This window comes from Pseudoalteromonas nanhaiensis (genome assembly GCF_051235485.1).
GTDB lineage: Bacteria > Pseudomonadota > Gammaproteobacteria > Enterobacterales > Alteromonadaceae > Pseudoalteromonas > Pseudoalteromonas lipolytica_C.
The window spans coordinates 1-16,459 of sequence record NZ_JBPNYQ010000005.1 but is presented as its reverse complement, the minus strand read 5'-3'; the positions used below and the strand labels follow the sequence as shown (position 1 = coordinate 16,459).

Annotated in this window: 11 protein-coding genes; 7 read left to right on the top strand and 4 right to left on the bottom strand. The window is 40.2% G+C overall.

The features are described from left to right. Window positions 1–97: 97 nt before the first annotated feature. The 3 genes from ACSFVZ_RS06545 to ACSFVZ_RS06535 all read left to right on the top strand — a co-directional run bounded on the left by ACSFVZ_RS06545 (window position 98) and on the right by ACSFVZ_RS06535 (window position 4,312). The gene (locus ACSFVZ_RS06545; protein WP_135926749.1) at window positions 98–1,402 is read left to right on the top strand and encodes an NAD(P)/FAD-dependent oxidoreductase; all 1,305 of its coding nucleotides are present in this window, start codon (window positions 98–100) and stop codon (window positions 1,400–1,402) included. Between the two features lie 125 nt (window positions 1,403–1,527). Continuing rightward, window positions 1,528–3,651: a hypothetical protein gene (locus ACSFVZ_RS06540; protein ID WP_435558426.1), complete on the top strand. Its 2,124-nt coding sequence runs from the start codon at window positions 1,528–1,530 to the stop codon at window positions 3,649–3,651. A gap of 88 nt (window positions 3,652–3,739) precedes the next feature. Then, a complete protein-coding gene (locus ACSFVZ_RS06535) occupies window positions 3,740–4,312 on the top strand; it encodes a manganese efflux pump MntP (RefSeq protein ID WP_135926747.1) in 573 nt (190 codons plus the stop codon). On the opposite strand, the gene ACSFVZ_RS06530 is transcribed toward ACSFVZ_RS06535, so the two are convergent. Continuing rightward, window positions 4,309–6,780: an EAL domain-containing protein gene (locus ACSFVZ_RS06530; protein WP_435558425.1), complete on the bottom strand. Its 2,472-nt coding sequence runs from the start codon at window positions 6,778–6,780 to the stop codon at window positions 4,309–4,311. The genes ACSFVZ_RS06535 and ACSFVZ_RS06530 overlap by 4 nt on opposite strands. Window positions 6,781–6,898: 118 nt before the next feature. On the opposite strand from ACSFVZ_RS06530, the gene ACSFVZ_RS06525 reads away from it, so the two are divergent. From ACSFVZ_RS06525 to ACSFVZ_RS06510, 4 genes are all read left to right on the top strand, one after another. Continuing rightward, on the top strand, window positions 6,899–7,846 hold the full coding sequence (locus ACSFVZ_RS06525; protein ID WP_435558424.1) for a diguanylate cyclase: 948 nt from the start codon (window positions 6,899–6,901) through the stop codon (window positions 7,844–7,846). A gap of 42 nt (window positions 7,847–7,888) precedes the next feature. Next, a complete protein-coding gene (locus tag ACSFVZ_RS06520; protein ID WP_435558423.1) occupies window positions 7,889–9,016 on the top strand; it encodes a hypothetical protein in 1,128 nt (375 codons plus the stop codon). Then, window positions 8,929–11,406, top strand: coding sequence for an ATP-binding protein (locus tag ACSFVZ_RS06515; RefSeq protein ID WP_435558506.1), 2,478 nt, complete (start codon window positions 8,929–8,931; stop codon window positions 11,404–11,406). Before ACSFVZ_RS06520 ends, ACSFVZ_RS06515 begins: the two co-directional genes overlap by 88 nt. Window positions 11,407–11,534: 128 nt before the next feature. Beyond that, window positions 11,535–13,040, top strand: a complete 1,506-nt coding sequence (locus ACSFVZ_RS06510) for a phospholipase effector Tle1 domain-containing protein (RefSeq protein WP_135926744.1) — start codon at window positions 11,535–11,537, stop codon at window positions 13,038–13,040. Here ACSFVZ_RS06510 and ACSFVZ_RS06505 read toward each other — a convergent pair. From ACSFVZ_RS06505 to ACSFVZ_RS06495, 3 genes are all read right to left on the bottom strand, one after another. Beyond that, window positions 13,037–13,789: a substrate-binding periplasmic protein gene (locus ACSFVZ_RS06505; RefSeq protein ID WP_135926743.1), complete on the bottom strand. Its 753-nt coding sequence runs from the start codon at window positions 13,787–13,789 to the stop codon at window positions 13,037–13,039. The two genes, ACSFVZ_RS06510 and ACSFVZ_RS06505, sit on opposite strands and share 4 nt — an antisense overlap. 563 nt (window positions 13,790–14,352) lie before the next feature. Continuing rightward, entirely contained in the window at window positions 14,353–15,180 is an 828-nt protein-coding gene (locus ACSFVZ_RS06500; protein WP_435558422.1) for a MipA/OmpV family protein, read from the bottom strand. A gap of 247 nt (window positions 15,181–15,427) precedes the next feature. Next, the gene (locus tag ACSFVZ_RS06495; RefSeq protein ID WP_435558420.1) at window positions 15,428–16,330 is read right to left on the bottom strand and encodes a carbohydrate-binding protein; all 903 of its coding nucleotides are present in this window, start codon (window positions 16,328–16,330) and stop codon (window positions 15,428–15,430) included. Between the last annotated feature and the right edge of the window lie 129 nt (window positions 16,331–16,459).

The window sequence follows — 16,459 nt, the reverse complement described above, 5'->3', positions numbered from 1 at the left end:
ATGGGTGGGTTGCCATGGGGTATTGATGGATGGATTTGCAATACCTAAGCGCTTTTTCGCAAGAGTGTTTAGGTATTATACTTTTGAGGGCAACGTAATGATTAACCAACCTCCTAAAATCGTGATAGTCGGTGGTGGCGCTGGTGGCTTAGAACTGGCAACACAATTAGGACACAAACTCGGGAAAAAACGCCAAGCAGAGATACTTTTAATCGATAAAAACCGCAGCCATATTTGGAAGCCGTTACTTCATGAAGTAGCGACGGGGTCGATTGATGCCGATTTAGACGGCGTTGTATACTCAGCTCATGCAGCAAAACATCATTATAATTTTCAACTCGGTAGCTTTTGCCACTTAGATCAAACCAACAAAACCATTACTTTAAGCGAGTTAAAAGACGAACTTGGCCACCGTATTTTACCTGAGCGTCAAGTGAGTTATGACTACCTAGTACTTGCTATAGGCAGTGTCAGTAACGACTTTAATACCCCAGGCGTTAACAAGCATTGTTTCTACCTTGATTCAAACCAACAAGCTGAACGCTTTCAGCATGCCCTACTCGATAACTTCACCCGTTTACATCAAGATGATGATCCGCAGCATTCTTTAACCATTGCTATAGTCGGCGGTGGTGCAACCGGGGTTGAGCTGTCGGCAGAGCTTTATCATGTGTCAGACATGCTAAAAATGTATGGCCTTAATAAAATGACTGCTAAACGCTTACACATTGATTTAATTGAAGCCGGGCCGCGAATTTTACCCGCTTTACCCGAGCGCATTGCAAATTCGGCTAAACGTGAGCTGGTTAAGTTAGGAGTAACAGTACGCGAAGGCACGCAAGTGAAAGAGGCCACAGAAAACAGCTTTATCACCAAAAACGATGAACATATTAAAGCCGATATCATGGTTTGGGCTGCAGGCGTAAAAGCCCCTGATTTCATTAAAGACATTGGTATTTTTGAACTCACCCGCAATAATCAAATTAAGGTGAATCAATACCTGCAAAGTAGTGTTAACGACGACATTTTTGTAATTGGCGATTGCTGCGCATTTACCCAAGAAGATGGCACACAAGTGCCCCCAAGAGCGCAATCGGCCCATCAAATGGCACAATGTGTTGAAAAAAACCTAATAGCCACACTCAAAAATCAGCCACTCAGTGCCTTTACCTACAGTGATCATGGCTCTTTAGTTAATTTGTCACGCTACAGCACGGTAGGTAGTTTAATGGGCAACCTAACCAGTAATAGCTTTTTTATAGAGGGTAAAATAGCGCGATTTATGTATATTTCGCTCTATCGTATGCATCAACGTGCCATTCATGGCAGCGCAAAAACCTTTGCATTGTGGATCAGCGAAAAAGTACTGCGCGTTGTTAGGCCAAAAATGAAACTGCATTAGGCTACAGTGCAAAACATAGCCGACAAATCAGTTGTTTGTCGGCTATTTATGCTCTTCGTCCCTAAGTCATTGACAGCACAATATAAAGCCATACAATTTCTGCAAGTTAAGTCCATGGATTGAATATGAAAAAAGGTATTTCACTCACAGTATTTATAGGCCTTTGTGCAGTAGGAACCTACCTGTACTTTGATAAACAGACCCAAAGCGAGACAGTTACTGCTGAATTGCCCATACACACTAATAATGTTGCTAGCCTGAGCTCTGTAACTGAAGATGTAAATAAACAAAACACCAGCAAAGCATCAGCTCTAAAAAAGTTACGACATGCAAAACTTGAGTGTGAGCAACAAAGTATAAAAGCCACACAAGCGGCCACTGATCATAGCCAAATTGATGCTGCTCTTAAGCAAGCACTCAAAGACGGTTTACCCCTCTCAGAAATTTTAAGTTATTCAGAGCTAACCAAAATATCTTATCGCTCATTTGAGTCCTTACTGATAAACGCAATTAAAAGTAATGCCGAAGAGCAGTTTCAGTATGCAGACTCAATAAGTATATTAAAAAACTGGCAAGGACTTGAGGTTGTTGATTATTTTGATGCCGACACTGTTAAAAAATTAACATCTAATGCTGAGTCTCTGAACATTAATACCCGTTCAATCATGTTCGACGTACCACTCCCAGAGCAAGTAAATAAAACAGCGCTATACAAATTATTAGATAACACTGATAACTTTAATACGTATTTAAAATCACCTTTTCAGCTAGGTCCATCGGCACTTATTTCGCCGTCAACCTTATTTATTCTAAATGCGCATAGTTTAACTGAGACAGAATTTGAAAATGCCATATCGACAAAAGACTTTACGATAAATGACATAGCCATTGCCATAAAAAGCAACTTACCCAATACGTATATAGCAGCATTAATAGCGCAGACGGCACAGTTAAGCGGTGTACCAACAGCCATGAGTGATAATTTTATTCATGAGCAGCTCTATTTAAATCTGGCTGATGTTGCAGTCAGTGAGTTCAATGTGCCGATATTAGAGCTTTTGAATGAGCGCGGTATTGAGCCAACCAATCTGCCCGATGTATTCACGGCGATGGATATCGCTCTTGTTAACTTAAAAGGTAGCTCAAACAGTCAAGTACAACCTATTGAAAACAAACACCGAGAGACATTAAAGTACCTTAAGGATAAAGGCTACAAAGCCCATGGCGAGCATGTGCGAGGCACATCAGAAGATCGCTTGTTGATGTTTAAGTCATCATTTTTACCAAACAGCTTATTGTTCGTAGGTGATCAATTTGCCGCAAAAGCATTTGATGAATTAAGCGATATTCCCCTGATTGCAAACAAAGCAGCCTTCAAGCATCAAAGCAAAGATGATTCAGCTATTTCAGACGCGCTGCGTGCCTACGAAAAGCAAAAGCAACAATTTAAACCCGCTGATGAAACCTGCCAACAGGTAGAACAAGATTTAAGTAATTTAGAAGCGATTAAAACCCGCTCACAAGCAATGGATGAAATAAAACAACTCGAAGCGCGCCAAGGCCCATTGACCGCTGACATGTTGCAAGAGATTGACCCCATGCTTGTTCATTACTGGCATCTCATGCATTTTCGTGATTTAAGGCAACAAACCCCTTATCAACCAGATGCCTTTAAAGAAGCAATTAACAATAACGACTTTAATGCCCTCGCAACTATTACGCAGGGTGCCAAACTCAGCACGCACCAAACGAATTTACTGCTTGCAAAAACCTTAGAAAATATCGAACAAATGAACGCTATTTGGCAAAGCAGAGCTAACCCAACTCCACCAAGCGCCCTTTACTTACTGAAGAATCTTCCACTATCAGATTGGCAATCATTAGCCGAAAATGGTTTTGATTTTTCGTTAACAGATACATTTGACATGGATATGTATTTTTATGCGACTGATCACTCAAATACAGCAATTGAGTTTTTAATCAAATTGGGAGTACCCCACGACTTTTCAAAACCAGGATTAGATATTCTCGATCAAGCACTTGAGCAAAGTTATAACACGCAAAATCTTGTTGACTATATGCCAAATGCACTCAAGCTTGTTAACCATTTCGAGCAAAATCATTTTAGCCGGGTACAACGACTCAAAGAACTCGCTCCAAGCGTCTATGAAGCGCTTATTAAACTTGAGCCAAAACTCACACCTGCTGAAGGTACACTCATGAATAACTATCAATATAGCGCTTTATAAGTTCAATACAGAGCCCTAAAAACAAAAATTAACCTATCTGTTTAAAGTTCTAGTGCGTATAATACGCACTTTTTGTGGGGCGCAAAAATTGAACATTGTTACTCTGAGTGTATTATCACTTGCTATGTCTACCGATGCATTTGCCGCATCAATCACTAAAGGCAGTACACTAAAAAGCCCGCGCGTTTTAAGTGCGATTAAATTGGGTTTGATCTTCGGCTGTATTGAGGCCATTGCCCCTGTTATCGGCTGGCTAATTGGCAGTGCAGGTGCTGAATATGTTGAAGCCTATGATCACTGGATTGCTTTTGTGCTATTGGTAGGCCTAGGTGTTCATATGTTGCTTGAAAGCCGTAAAGAAGATGACGATGAAGACGATACATTAACAGCAACAAATAAACGCTCGTTAATGGCCACCTTACTTACTGCTGTTGGTACTAGTATTGATGCTATGACAGTGGGTATCAGCCTCGCATTCATGAAAGTAAACATTTACTTAGCAGCCGCCATGATTGGCCTTGCAACAACGATAATGGTCACTATTGGTTCATTACTTGGCAATGTCATCAGTGGCTGGGTTGGTAAAAAAGCTGAAGCGATTGGTGGTATAGCTCTAGTGTTAATTGGCTGCGGTATTTTGTACAGTCATACTATGGCTTAATCTAACAACGCATCAAACGCTTCTTTGGGCATTGGTTTATAAAAATAATACCCTTGCCCAAGCTCACAGCCTAATTCAATTAAACTCTCTAAATGTGCTTTTTCTTCGATTCCTTCCGCTACAATCTGTAAATTTAGAGTATGCGCTAAGCTTGTAATGGTTCTAACAATATCCATACTTTGCGTATCAGTGAGCATATCGCGAATAAATGACTGATCAATTTTTAACACATCCACCGGAAACAGTTTTAAATATGACAAACTTGAATAACCTGTACCAAAGTCATCAATAGCAATCGCTAACCCCAACGAAGCTAGGTTATTCAACATACTTTTGATTTCTTCGAAATCATGCATCAGTGCGCTTTCTGTTACCTCTAACTCCAACAACTCACTTGGAAGCCCTGTCTCTTGGAGTGTTTGAGCAACAGTATTGCAAAAGTTTTTGTCAGTAAATTGTTTCGCGGCAATATTTACCGCTACTTTTATTTTATAGCCTTTATCAGCCCAATCTTTGGCTGCAGCACAACTTTGTTTTAAAACCGATAACCCTAACGCATGAATTAAGCCCGTTTCTTCGGCAAGCGGAATAAAATCCAGTGGCGAGACAAGGTTATTATTCTCATCCCGTAAACGTACTAAAGCCTCTACGCCTACAATTTCCCCACTGGCAAGAGCCAGCTTGGGTTGGTAATAAACGTCTATCTCTTCGTGTTCAATTGCATTTCTTAATAGCTTTTCAATGCTTTGACGCTGCTTAAATTGATGTTCTAAGTCATCAGAATAATAACAAAACCGGTTTCGCCCTTGTTCTTTTGCTCTGTACATAGCAGCGTCTGCATGAGTCATAAGCTCTTCTGCGGTAGATGAGTCGTTTGGATTCATACTCACACCAACACTCACAGACAAGTTATAATCTTGGCCATCAATGCGAAAAGGCATTGCCATCGTATTTATAATTTCTAGAGCAATACTATCTACGTTACTTGTCGATTTTACATCGGGGATCAGCACCACAAACTCATCGCCACCAATACGTGCGAGTGTAGTATTTAAATCAAGCAATGACTCTAGCCGATTGGCAACATGCTTTATGATCAAATCGCCTTTATGATGCCCTAATGTGTCATTTAAATATTTAAAGTGGTCGATATCTATCAACATCAAAGCCACACTTTTTTTCATGCTTGAGGCGACTTTACACGCATGAACCACCCTATCATGTAGCAAAACTCGGTTAGGCAAATCTGTCAATAAATCATGATTTGCCAAGTGGGTCATTTTTACTGCCATTGCTACCGACTCACTGACATCATGAAAAACGATGATGCCACCAATAATGTTGTTTTCAATATCACGAATAGGAGCTGCAGAATCTTCAACGCGATGAACACGGCCATCAAAACCAACCAATTGGCTATTAAGGGCCATTGCAACAATACGATGCTCTTTTAAAGCAACTAAAATAGGATTCACCAAGCGTGTATTTGATGATGCATCAACCAGGTTCATAACTTCTTCAATATGCCTGCCTTTTGCGTCATCGGCATGCCATCCGGTCAAACGCTCTGCAATGGGGTTCATAAAGTTAATTATTGCGTTGTTGTCCGTGGCAATCACTGCATCACCAATCGAATTGAGCATAACTCGTAGACGTTCTGATTCATTCGATAGCTGTTTTTTTGTATTGGTAATAGAGGTGATGTCCGAAAGAGTAAGAATGACACCAGTAACCTCTTGCTCTATTACTTTTAAATTTATTTGCGCTCTAACATATTCAATCCTATTACGAGGACTGGGCAACTGTATATTTAAAACTTCTTGCTCTATGCCTTCAGTTAAACAACGATGAAAAGCCTCATACAGCTTTTCAGGTAATACATCTTTAGCGAAACAACCAAGCATTTGCTCACTGCTTTTTGCAAACCAATGGGCGGTTTCATCATTACTAAATAAATTTTCCTCTGTTTTTGACCAGTAAGATATATACACAGGAACTTGCTCAACCAACGTTGAAATATCATTTTTTGCTGCAAGAATTTGTCTTTCTTGATGTTTAATTTTTAATTGATTTTGTACTCTTAAACGACAAATAGTTAAATCGACAGGTTTAATGATTAAATCGATACCACCGCTTGCAAAACTCTGGTATTCAAATTTTTGTCCATTGTGTGAAGTTACAAATATGACACTAATTGATTGGGTGATAGGGTTGTTTTTAAGCTGTCTACAAACCTCAAAGCCATCCATATCTGGCATTTCAATATCAAGTAAAATAACATCTGGTTGAAATAATACCGCTTTTTTAAGCGCCTCAGCGCCATTATCGACACATTCAATCTCACCAAGGTCGTTTAAAGCCTCTAACATAATCATTAAGCTTGTTGGCTCGTCATCAACAACCATAATTTTACTGGGTTTGTTCTCTTGATGAGTAAAAAGCACTTCCGTCGCCTCTTTTAAAATCATTAAGAAAACTCTAGTCCTTTATTATTGCCATCGCCAATTAAAATTATTTTTTAGCACCTTTAACTATAGGAATTTAAAAAATGCGGCTACGCTTTATACAACAACTAGAGGAATCATTTTGCAACCTTTGGCAGCCAACGATTTAAAACTTGATGAGTCTGTTATTTTAATAGTTGATGACGAACCAATTAATACAACAGTGATTGAAAGTTTACTTGCTCCGCATTTTAAAACTCTCACCGCCGATTGCGGTGAGAGTGTTTTGCCCATGTGCGAGTCTCACTCTCCTGATTTAATCCTCTTAGATGTTAATCTAGGCAACACAAATGGTTTAGATGTATGTAAGCAGTTAAAAGCACACTCTCAGTACAGTCATATCCCGGTTATTTTTATTACCTCTATCATGGATCTTGAAGCTCAGGATAAATGCTGGCAAGTGGGCGGTGTTGATTTTGTTTCTAAGCCCGTATACGGCAATATCTTATTGAATAAAGTTAAAGTTCACTTAACCATCAAAAAGCAAGCTGACCTGCTAAAAACAATGTGCGAACAAGACAGCCTCACAGGGTTAAATAACCGACGCTACTTACAAAGTACACTTGAGCAAAATATTCGTTTAGCAAAACGTTATGATAATCCTCTTTCGGTGTTAATGATCGATATCGATTGGTTTAAAGAATACAACGATACTTTCGGCCACCAACAAGGTGATGAGTGTTTAAAGTTAGTCGCTCAAGAGATTAAAAGAAGTGTTAACCGCTCAACCGACACCACTGTGCGTTTTGGTGGTGAAGAGTTCTTATGTGTATTACCAGATACTGATATCCAAGGGGCTCAGTATATAGCTCATAAACTATTAGCTAATATTAAAGCGTTAAATATCACCCACCCAAACCCAGAAGCGACAACGGTGTCTATAAGTATTGGCAGCGCTACCTTACAGGGGCACGAAAACTTAGATTCTGAACAATTGATAAAATGTGCTGACAAAGCACTGTATCAAGCCAAACATCGAGGCAGAAACTGCAGCGTTTGCCTACTTGCTGAAATATCAATCATTGCCTAATCTCAATGTAATCGAAAATAACACCTTCCAACTAAGATTAAGATGATGTCATACAACTTTGTGCGTAAAACTTCTCATCAATATTCAGAAAGTCGTCATCTATTTTATTGGGCTTTTTTATTTATTATGACGGTGTTGTGTTTAGCTATTTTTGTATTTGAACAACAATTAGAAAAAGAGCTAACTACTTCGATTAAATCACGTCTTGAGGATTCAAGTAGTACAGTGACCCTTCAAGTCCAAGAAAATATCAGTAAATACAAAAATGACTTACATTTTCTATACTCCACACCGCCTATTGCAGGACTCGCACGAGCAGCGGCAAATAATGGCAATGACCCCCTCGACAACACGACAACTGCACAATGGAGAAAACGACTTGAAACTATCTTTGTTGCTTTCATACAGGCAAACTCTGAGTTTGAGCAATTACGGGTTATCAGTACTCAAGATGCCGGCCAAGAATTGATTCGTGTTGATAGAGCTGCCGGTGGCATCGTTGTAAAAACGTTCAATCAACTACAGAATAAAAGTAGTCGTGATTACTATCAGCAAAGTGCGCAGCTTTCTTTGGGTGATATGTACCTATCTGCCATTACCTTAAACCGTGAATACGGTAAGCTTGAGTTTCCATACAAACCAATGTTGCGACTTGCTTTACCTATTTTTGATGAAAACATGCAACGTTTTGGTTTTATTATAGCCAATGTAAATACCCAAATTCTGTTTAACTCACTGTCTGAGCTTGTTCAAACTCCTCACAGCTTAATTCTCACAGATAATGAGGGTTACTTTCTTATACATCCAGATCAACGTTTTAACTTTAGCCGAGATCTTGCACCTTCGAATCGCTGGAATACCACTTATCAAACTAATACTGAAAACCTCGGTGGCTTAGTGAGTATTAACGCTACCTATGATAATAATAAAAAGAGTGAAGTGTTCAGTCGCAAAATCCCACTTTCAGGTGATACTGAATCAGGCTTTATAACATCTCATATCTTACTCTCCCATGACGACATTGCAAAAATCCGCCTCGAGCGACGGATCAGTACGTATGTTTTCTTTCTTGGTGTTTCACTATTTTTGCTTTTTATGTTGGTGTTTTTTATCGAAACCTCAAGCGCAATCAAGAGCTTGCTCAGGCAAGAGCCGTATCATCCGCTATAATTAGTGGCTCTAAAGATGCAATCATTAGCATAAACAACAAAGGGGTTGTTACCAGCTGGAATAAAGCAGCAACAAATTTATTTAGCTTTCAACGAGAGCAAGTACTCGGCACCGACATTAATACACTTAAACTTTTGCCAAATATCGATATACAAAAGGTATGTACCGAGTTAAGAGATAGTCGCAAGCGATATGAAATTGACATTGATTTTACACCTCAGTCACAGACTAGCTGTCACTTAACAGTCTCATTTTCTGCCATTATTAACGAGCATCAACAGCAATGCGGCACAGCAATTATTATTCGAGATAACACTCTCGAAAAAGAAGCTAGCAACAAAATAAAGCAAGCTAACAATGAGCTCGAAGTTAAAGTTGCAAAAAGAACCGCACAACTTGAAAAAGCCAGCCAAGTTAAAAGCGCCTTTATCTCTAATATCAGCCATGAAATGCGTACACCATTAAATGGTATTATTGGTACTCTGAATTTAATTAAACGCGAATCACTTAGTAATCAACAAAGGCATTACTTAGCAATGACTGAGGTAAGTGTGAATAACCTCAACGTGTTAATAAACGATATTCTCGATCTATCTAAAATTGAAGCAGGCAAGTTAGACCTTGATAAAAAAGCGTTTAATCCTATTAAGTTTTTTGAAAGCTTAGCTGGCAGCATGGCCGTTAAAGCACAAGAGAAAAACTTAGAATTTATATTAGACATCGCCGATGTAGAATTTAATTCTATCGTCACTGACCCTCATCGCTATTCACAAGTACTAACCAACCTTATTAATAACGCGATTAAGTTTACCAAAACTGGTTATGTTAAGTTTTCAGCATACACCCGTACCATTGATACAAACACCGCCGTATTAACATGTACTATTAAAGACTCTGGCTCAGGTATTCCTGACGAACATCAAAGCAAGTTATTTAATGCATTTACCCAAGCAGATAGCACTATTGCATCACAATATGGCGGTACAGGGCTTGGGCTTTCAATCTGTAAGCAACTTGCAAATTTACTCGATGGCGAAATAAGTTTTGAGTCAATCGAAGGACTAGGTAGTACATTTGAGTTTTCGATTCGCTTAAAAATTAATGACGTTCAAAAATCCCCTAGCAATCAGCGTTTAAGTGGCAAAACATTTGCACTTTTTGTTAAGCACCCAGAGCTCGAAAGTAGTATGGCCAAACTCATAAACGTGTATGGAGGAGAACTATCCAATATTGACATTGAAGACTTTGAACTCACTAAGAGTATGCCTTTCGAAACCCTTATTTTAGAACCCGGAAACCCACTATTAGCTAAGTTAGATAGTTATTGTGAAAATGAATGTTCAAGCTCATTACCATTTAAATTAGTTGTGCTAATAAATCCTACAGAACCACCCCCTCAGGCAAGATTTTGCTCTTTCACACGACTATCTAAACCAGTGCTTATTTCTGAGTTTTTACTAAAACTCGCCGATGAACGAGTTGCACAAGATCTGAGTGTGCAAAATCAAAAACGTCGAGATAGCGATGCGCAAACACACATTGACGCCAGCGTCGAAGGTGCAAAGATACTTATAGTCGATGATAACGAGATAAACGCAGCAGTTGCTAAAGGTACTTTGACAAGTCTTTCACTTCGCTTTGAAGTGGCTTCAAACGGTAGACAAGCTGTAGATATTTTGGCAAATACAGATGTAAATGATCCTTTTCACTGTGTGTTGATGGACTGTCAAATGCCCGTATTAAATGGCTATGATGCCGCCACAGAAATTAGGAATGGAGCTGCAGGAGAGCATCATATTAATATACCTATTATTGCTATGACGGCAAATGCAATGTTAGGTGAACGTAATAAATGTCTAAATGCAGGAATGAACGACTACATAACTAAACCCATTAGTGCTGATAAATTAATCATGACAACAGCAAAATGGATATCATCAGTGTTTCCTAAACAGCCACACCCGAAGAACAAAGCTCCCGAAAATCAGGCGCAAGTTACCACAGCACCAGAACATAGCGAGCTAATTACCGACGAAAAAATTCATTGGAACAAAGAAGCTGCCCTTGCCCGGTTGATGAATAACGAAGTGCTTCTTAATAAAGTGTGTAAGATGTTCTTAGACAGTTCTAATGAAAAAATAACGCAGTTAATCACAGTAATTAAAGAGCAAGATTATCACGGTATTGCCACAATAAGCCATGCCCTAAAAGGCACCTGTGGTGACGTTGGCGCCACTAAATTACATCAGCATTTTACAGAGTTAGAAGTACTCGCTGCTAGCAAAGGAAATAACCTTAAAGATATCCAACATAAGCTAATCGATATCGAAAAAGATTACGAGGTATTACTCAGCATATTACAAAGGCACACCATAGCGAGAGTAAGTTAATAAATAACGATAAAAAAATACGGGCTTTGTCAGAACAAAGCCCGTATTTTTTTATCGCGCTATGAATTTGTCTTCTAATTTTAATAAATGCTCTGTATGTTATGACAAACCACTAAAGGAATGACGCTATGAACGCTAAAACGCTGATTTTCAACTTTGATGGCACGGGCAGTGAGCCTCGTGATGCAGAACAATTTAGTGCCGCACACTTCAAAGAAGACGCCAGTATCTCAAATATTCTCAAACTTCATTTACTGTTTGGCGGTGCACTAAATAGTGAACCTGAGACCCCCTTCCCGAGCCAGCTTAGTTTTTATTACCAAGGTATAGGTACTCAAGGTAGTCGCTTTAAGCGTTTATTTAACCAAGCCTTAGCTCCTAGAGGTGATGACGTTGCCAGCATTTTAAACCGTGCAATGAATGACTTTAAAAGCTACTACGCTGTGGGTGATAAAGTTTTATTAACCGGTTTTAGCCGCGGTGCGGCTCTTGCGCGACGCTTTGCAAAATGCCTTGAACCACTGATCAGTGACGACGTATACCTTTGTGTATTTGACACTGTGGCATCAATTGGTTTTTCAAAAGTAACTAAAGCAACCCGCGGTGCAGAGCACGTTATTTTTGAAAACTACACGCTAGCAAGCAATATAAAATCAGCCCTTCATTGCGTGGCTCTTGATGAAAAGCGCCGTGCTTTTGAGCCAACATTAATTAACAAAGCCCCCCATGTTGAAGAAATATGGTTTGCGGGAGCTCATTCAGACGTAGGTGGCGGTTATTATCGTGATGGATTAGCAGATATTTGCTTACGTTATGCCATTGAGTGGTTGATTGAACAAAGTGTCTCACTTAATCTACTGACAAGCGCAGAAATAAACTACAACAGTTTGCTCCCAGCTGAGCATCGCAATTTGATAGCGCAAGATGATGTGACAGTAACCCCAGATCCGCTTGCTCTGAGCCATCAGCAAAATTATTTTTGGTTCAATCCGTTATTCAAGCTTGTAGATCGCGAGTGTTGCGTGTTGGTTGATAACGAACAAAGCGAACACCCACCTACTATTCATTACACGGTTGCAGAACGTATCAATCGCTTAACAAGTTACCGTCCTGAATCACTAAAGAGCCTTAATTATGATGTACTTTACAGTGATGAAACTCGTTTAAGTTTTACAGGATTAAGCCCACATATTGCACTTGATAAACAAAATATGACGGTACTTAGCATAGATGAAAGTAAAGATGTATTTGTGTATGGCGCCGAAAAGTACAATCATACAGGCTTAATGTTAGAGCAAGGTGGTACCTATCGATTCACTCCCTACCCAAAACAAATTTGGTATGACGATGGTATCAGCTGTGGGCCCGGCGGTTGGCATCGCGACAATATTCAACTTGGAGTGAAAGAAATTCCAATGGCAGTGCTTGAACCATTTAGACGTTTGCCACACGCACAATGGTTTGCGCTGATTGGCGCAATAGACAACAACGACGAAAACTTGTTTGAGATTGCCGAAGGTGCCGATATTCGGATTGCAAAATCAGGCGAGTTTTGCCCTTTTGCCAACGACCTAAACCGCTTTTATGGTGCAAACGCGGGCCGCATAAAACTTCGTGTTACGCGTTTAGGTTAATTTGTAACATAGCGAGCGATAATTTCTTTTATCGCTTGCTTATTCGACACAATTGCTTGGCTAATCGCAGCCCTTTCATTAGCATCCAAAGTTACTTTACTCAGCATCAAATACACATCGTTATTGTGTATTATATAGGGGTGAAGGGCGATACCACTGTGTTGATTATTTTGAATTAAATAAAGCCCTGCTAATTCGTCATCAATAAAAAAATCAACCCGCTTAGCGCTAAGCATAGCAACGCGCTGGCGTAACGAAGGGACAGTGATCAGCTGCGATTTATATTTTTCCACAGTACTAAAGTGTGAAAATTCGGGGCCATAATAACTACCGCTGTTTGATAAGATAATTTGTTGTTGTTCAAGCAAGCCTTGCAGATCAAGCTTTTCTAAAAATGGTTTCGGATACCAAAATAACCGCATGACTTCTAGACGATAAGGCTCTGAAAAATAACTAAATGCATCTCGTTCTTTGCTATAACTCGCCGCAGGCAACAGATCAACATTGCCATGCTTTAGTTCAGCAAAGCCCCGTTTTGACGAAGGCATAATGACGTATTTAGCGCAAAACCCAGCTTCTTTAAGTACTAAGTTAACCACATCTATATCAATACCTGTGAGCTTTCCATTTTGCGTAAAAGTATACGGCGCCCACTGCTGACTAATTCCCACTTTTAAGGTTTTATCGCAGCTAAAAGCCGAGTTGCTTACTACAGCAACAACAAGTAAAAACAGCGCTTTTAACCCCATCAACCCACCTTAGCTTAACTACCTAGAGACCGCTTTATTCAAGTATGGTTGATAATACCTGAAAGACCAGTGTATAAAATAAGAAAGGGAAAGTTACTAGTTTCAAGATTAGAGCATGTAGTAGCGATTTTATATCGCGTTTTATGTTGTTTTTCTTGTCTCGCAAATCGCGTTAATCCGCGCGGTATAAAGCCTCTGCTACGTGGGTGCAGTGCAGAAGCTCTCCTGCTGTGTCTATGAATAGCAAGGGCTTCATCCGACAGGCTGTGATAAGCACGAAGCAGACATAAAACCACTTCTAGTAAATTGTTAGCTGTGTTTATCAAAGCCGAACCTAGGTTTCTATTTCTCGCGGTTTATTTTGCTAGTAATTAGGTGTTGTTTTTAATCGAAACAGTTGGCTACACTTTTTAAGATTTTGAATTTGCCTTAGGTAGTGTAAAAAGATTATGTGAACGCAATGAATGGTCATGTCATTGCGTTCAGAGGGTGGCAATATGGTTTAGTATTTACCAAGGTAAGCTACTGGCTTACCTAGTTCAGTTAATAAATATGTGGTTAAACTAAAACTTATAAATAACGCCAACGCCCACTTCAGCTTCGTAATCACTGCGTGCTATAGGGCTATCTCTGACTTCACTACTAAAATACTCGAATAACGCTTCACCATAGATTTGCCAATCACTGTTGAGATTTTGTCGGTAATTATAATCAATACCAAACGAGCGCAATCCACCACTTAAATTTGTTTCTTCTAGGCCTGATGACGGTGATTGCATAGCATCAACACCAAAGCCATTATTGGCGTATTCACTGTCGTGTACTACAAACACAAGATTGATTTCAGAGCCTGTGCCGTCCGTTTGCTCACCGAATCGACGTCCAACACCAAATAAGGCTAAATTGCCGTTTTCACTGGCAACGAAACGACTAACTAACCAATAACGCCAATCTTGGGTAAATGAGCGGCGAGCTTGTAAAACTAGTTCATACCCTTCTTCTTGATTACCAAGGCCATCTAATCTGCCATCGTCAGAATCACTCTCTTCTCGACCTTCTTCAAATCCAATCAAAGCATCTAGCAGCCATTGATCATTAAGTAATCCTCGCCAGCCAAATGCTTCTCCTGCAAAGTAATAAATATTATCACCACTGCGCCATTGCACGGCACCGGCTGGCTGTGCCTCCAGTCCAAATTCATCAGATCCTTCGTAAGCAGATTCATATTCTAACCCCACACCTAAGCCAAATGCCCAGCCATCTTCACCTTTGGTGAAATCATCAATAGATGGAAGGGGAACTAAAACTGTCTTATCTTCTTGAGCTAATGCTGTGTTATTAAAGGTAGTGTGTATAAGCAATAAAACGGCTAAATATATAAATTTTTTCATGGTACTTATTCTGTTTATTAAATGGGTTGTTACATAAACAATTTTACGAATTCGCTTAGGATATGGTTCATAACTACTTTTGTATTTTTTCTTCTAACCCGGCAGCAAACTCGTAGCAGCACATTTACACCCCGTCATAACCTCTTTTATCGCATCTCGCTAATTGCTACCCACAAAAAAGCAGCCATAAGGCTGCTTTGAAGGGAAATCACATTTTAATGATGGGCATTAAATGTGGTTATTACACTTAAAGTGCTTTCCATACATCCGCGACACCTGGCTCGTCTCCTTGAGTCCACCATTTCGCTTCGTATTTATTGCCTTGGTGAGTGACTTGGTCGCCACCGTTGTAGATACCCGCCGCTTGCCACACAACATCACCATTACCGTCGGTTGGTTGTGAACTTGCTTCCCATGGGCCACCTAAATCAGGGCGATCACCTTGTGTCCACCACTTAGCTGTGTACTCTACGCCGTTGTACGTTACTTTATCACCACCTACATAGATTGCAGTATCACTCCAGCTGGTTTCACCATCTGGCGGAGTTGTTGTGCCAGAATCTGTCACGGTGACATTAAAGCTCACTGCTGTTGCAGTTTGACCATCACTTACCGAAACCGATACAACATAACTAGTATCAGCATCAACGCTGCCCGCTTGTAAACTCACATCAGCTCCTGAGCCCACTAACGTTAAGCCTGCTGGCACTGTCCAGCTGTATGAAAGCGCATCGCCATCAGCATCAGATGCCGAAACCGCTACAGCCACACTCGCCTCTTCTGCCACGGTTTTATCTGCAATTGCCGCAACCACTGGTGCTTGGTTCTCGCCTGTTGTTGGTGCTACAACATTCACTGTAACGTTACGGCTTACACTTGCCTCGCCATCGCTCACAGTCACAGCAACCGTGTATTGCGTATCAGCAGTCACTGATGGCGCTGTGATAACAAGGGTATTTGAATTTTCACCCGTTACTGTTAACGCGCTGTCAGCGGTCCAGCTAAAGCTTAGCGGATCGTTATCCGCATCAGTTGCCGATGCTGTCACAGATACACTTTCGCCTGAGTTAACAGATACTGTGCTTGATACAGATAGCACGGGCGCTCTATTGCTAGGCTCAGTGACTGTGCCGCCAAGTGCTTCGTGCATTGCGTTGAGGATATCACCATTATCTGCGTCAATTTCCCATGCAAACAGGCCGCCTAGTACTCTTTCACATATATTTTGATCAGTTGCCCCTACTTAAATTCAGGTAACTGATCTTTTTCAATCAATAAT

What these genes read in the sequence shown, in the direction of transcription:
- ACSFVZ_RS06545 (WP_135926749.1), top strand. Translation starts at nt 98, where the DNA reads ATGATTAACCAACCTCCTAAAATCGTGATAGTCGGTGGTGGCGCTGGT.
- ACSFVZ_RS06530 (WP_435558425.1), bottom strand. Translation starts at nt 6,780, where the DNA reads ATGATTTTAAAAGAGGCGACGGAAGTGCTTTTTACTCATCAAGAGAAC.
- ACSFVZ_RS06540 (WP_435558426.1), top strand. Translation starts at nt 1,528, where the DNA reads ATGAAAAAAGGTATTTCACTCACAGTATTTATAGGCCTTTGTGCAGTA.
- ACSFVZ_RS06510 (WP_135926744.1), top strand. Translation starts at nt 11,535, where the DNA reads ATGAACGCTAAAACGCTGATTTTCAACTTTGATGGCACGGGCAGTGAG.
- ACSFVZ_RS06505 (WP_135926743.1), bottom strand. Translation starts at nt 13,789, where the DNA reads ATGGGGTTAAAAGCGCTGTTTTTACTTGTTGTTGCTGTAGTAAGCAAC.
- ACSFVZ_RS06520 (WP_435558423.1), top strand. Translation starts at nt 7,889, where the DNA reads ATGATGTCATACAACTTTGTGCGTAAAACTTCTCATCAATATTCAGAA.
- ACSFVZ_RS06495 (WP_435558420.1), bottom strand. Translation starts at nt 16,330, where the DNA reads ATGCACGAAGCACTTGGCGGCACAGTCACTGAGCCTAGCAATAGAGCG.
- ACSFVZ_RS06500 (WP_435558422.1), bottom strand. Translation starts at nt 15,180, where the DNA reads ATGAAAAAATTTATATATTTAGCCGTTTTATTGCTTATACACACTACC.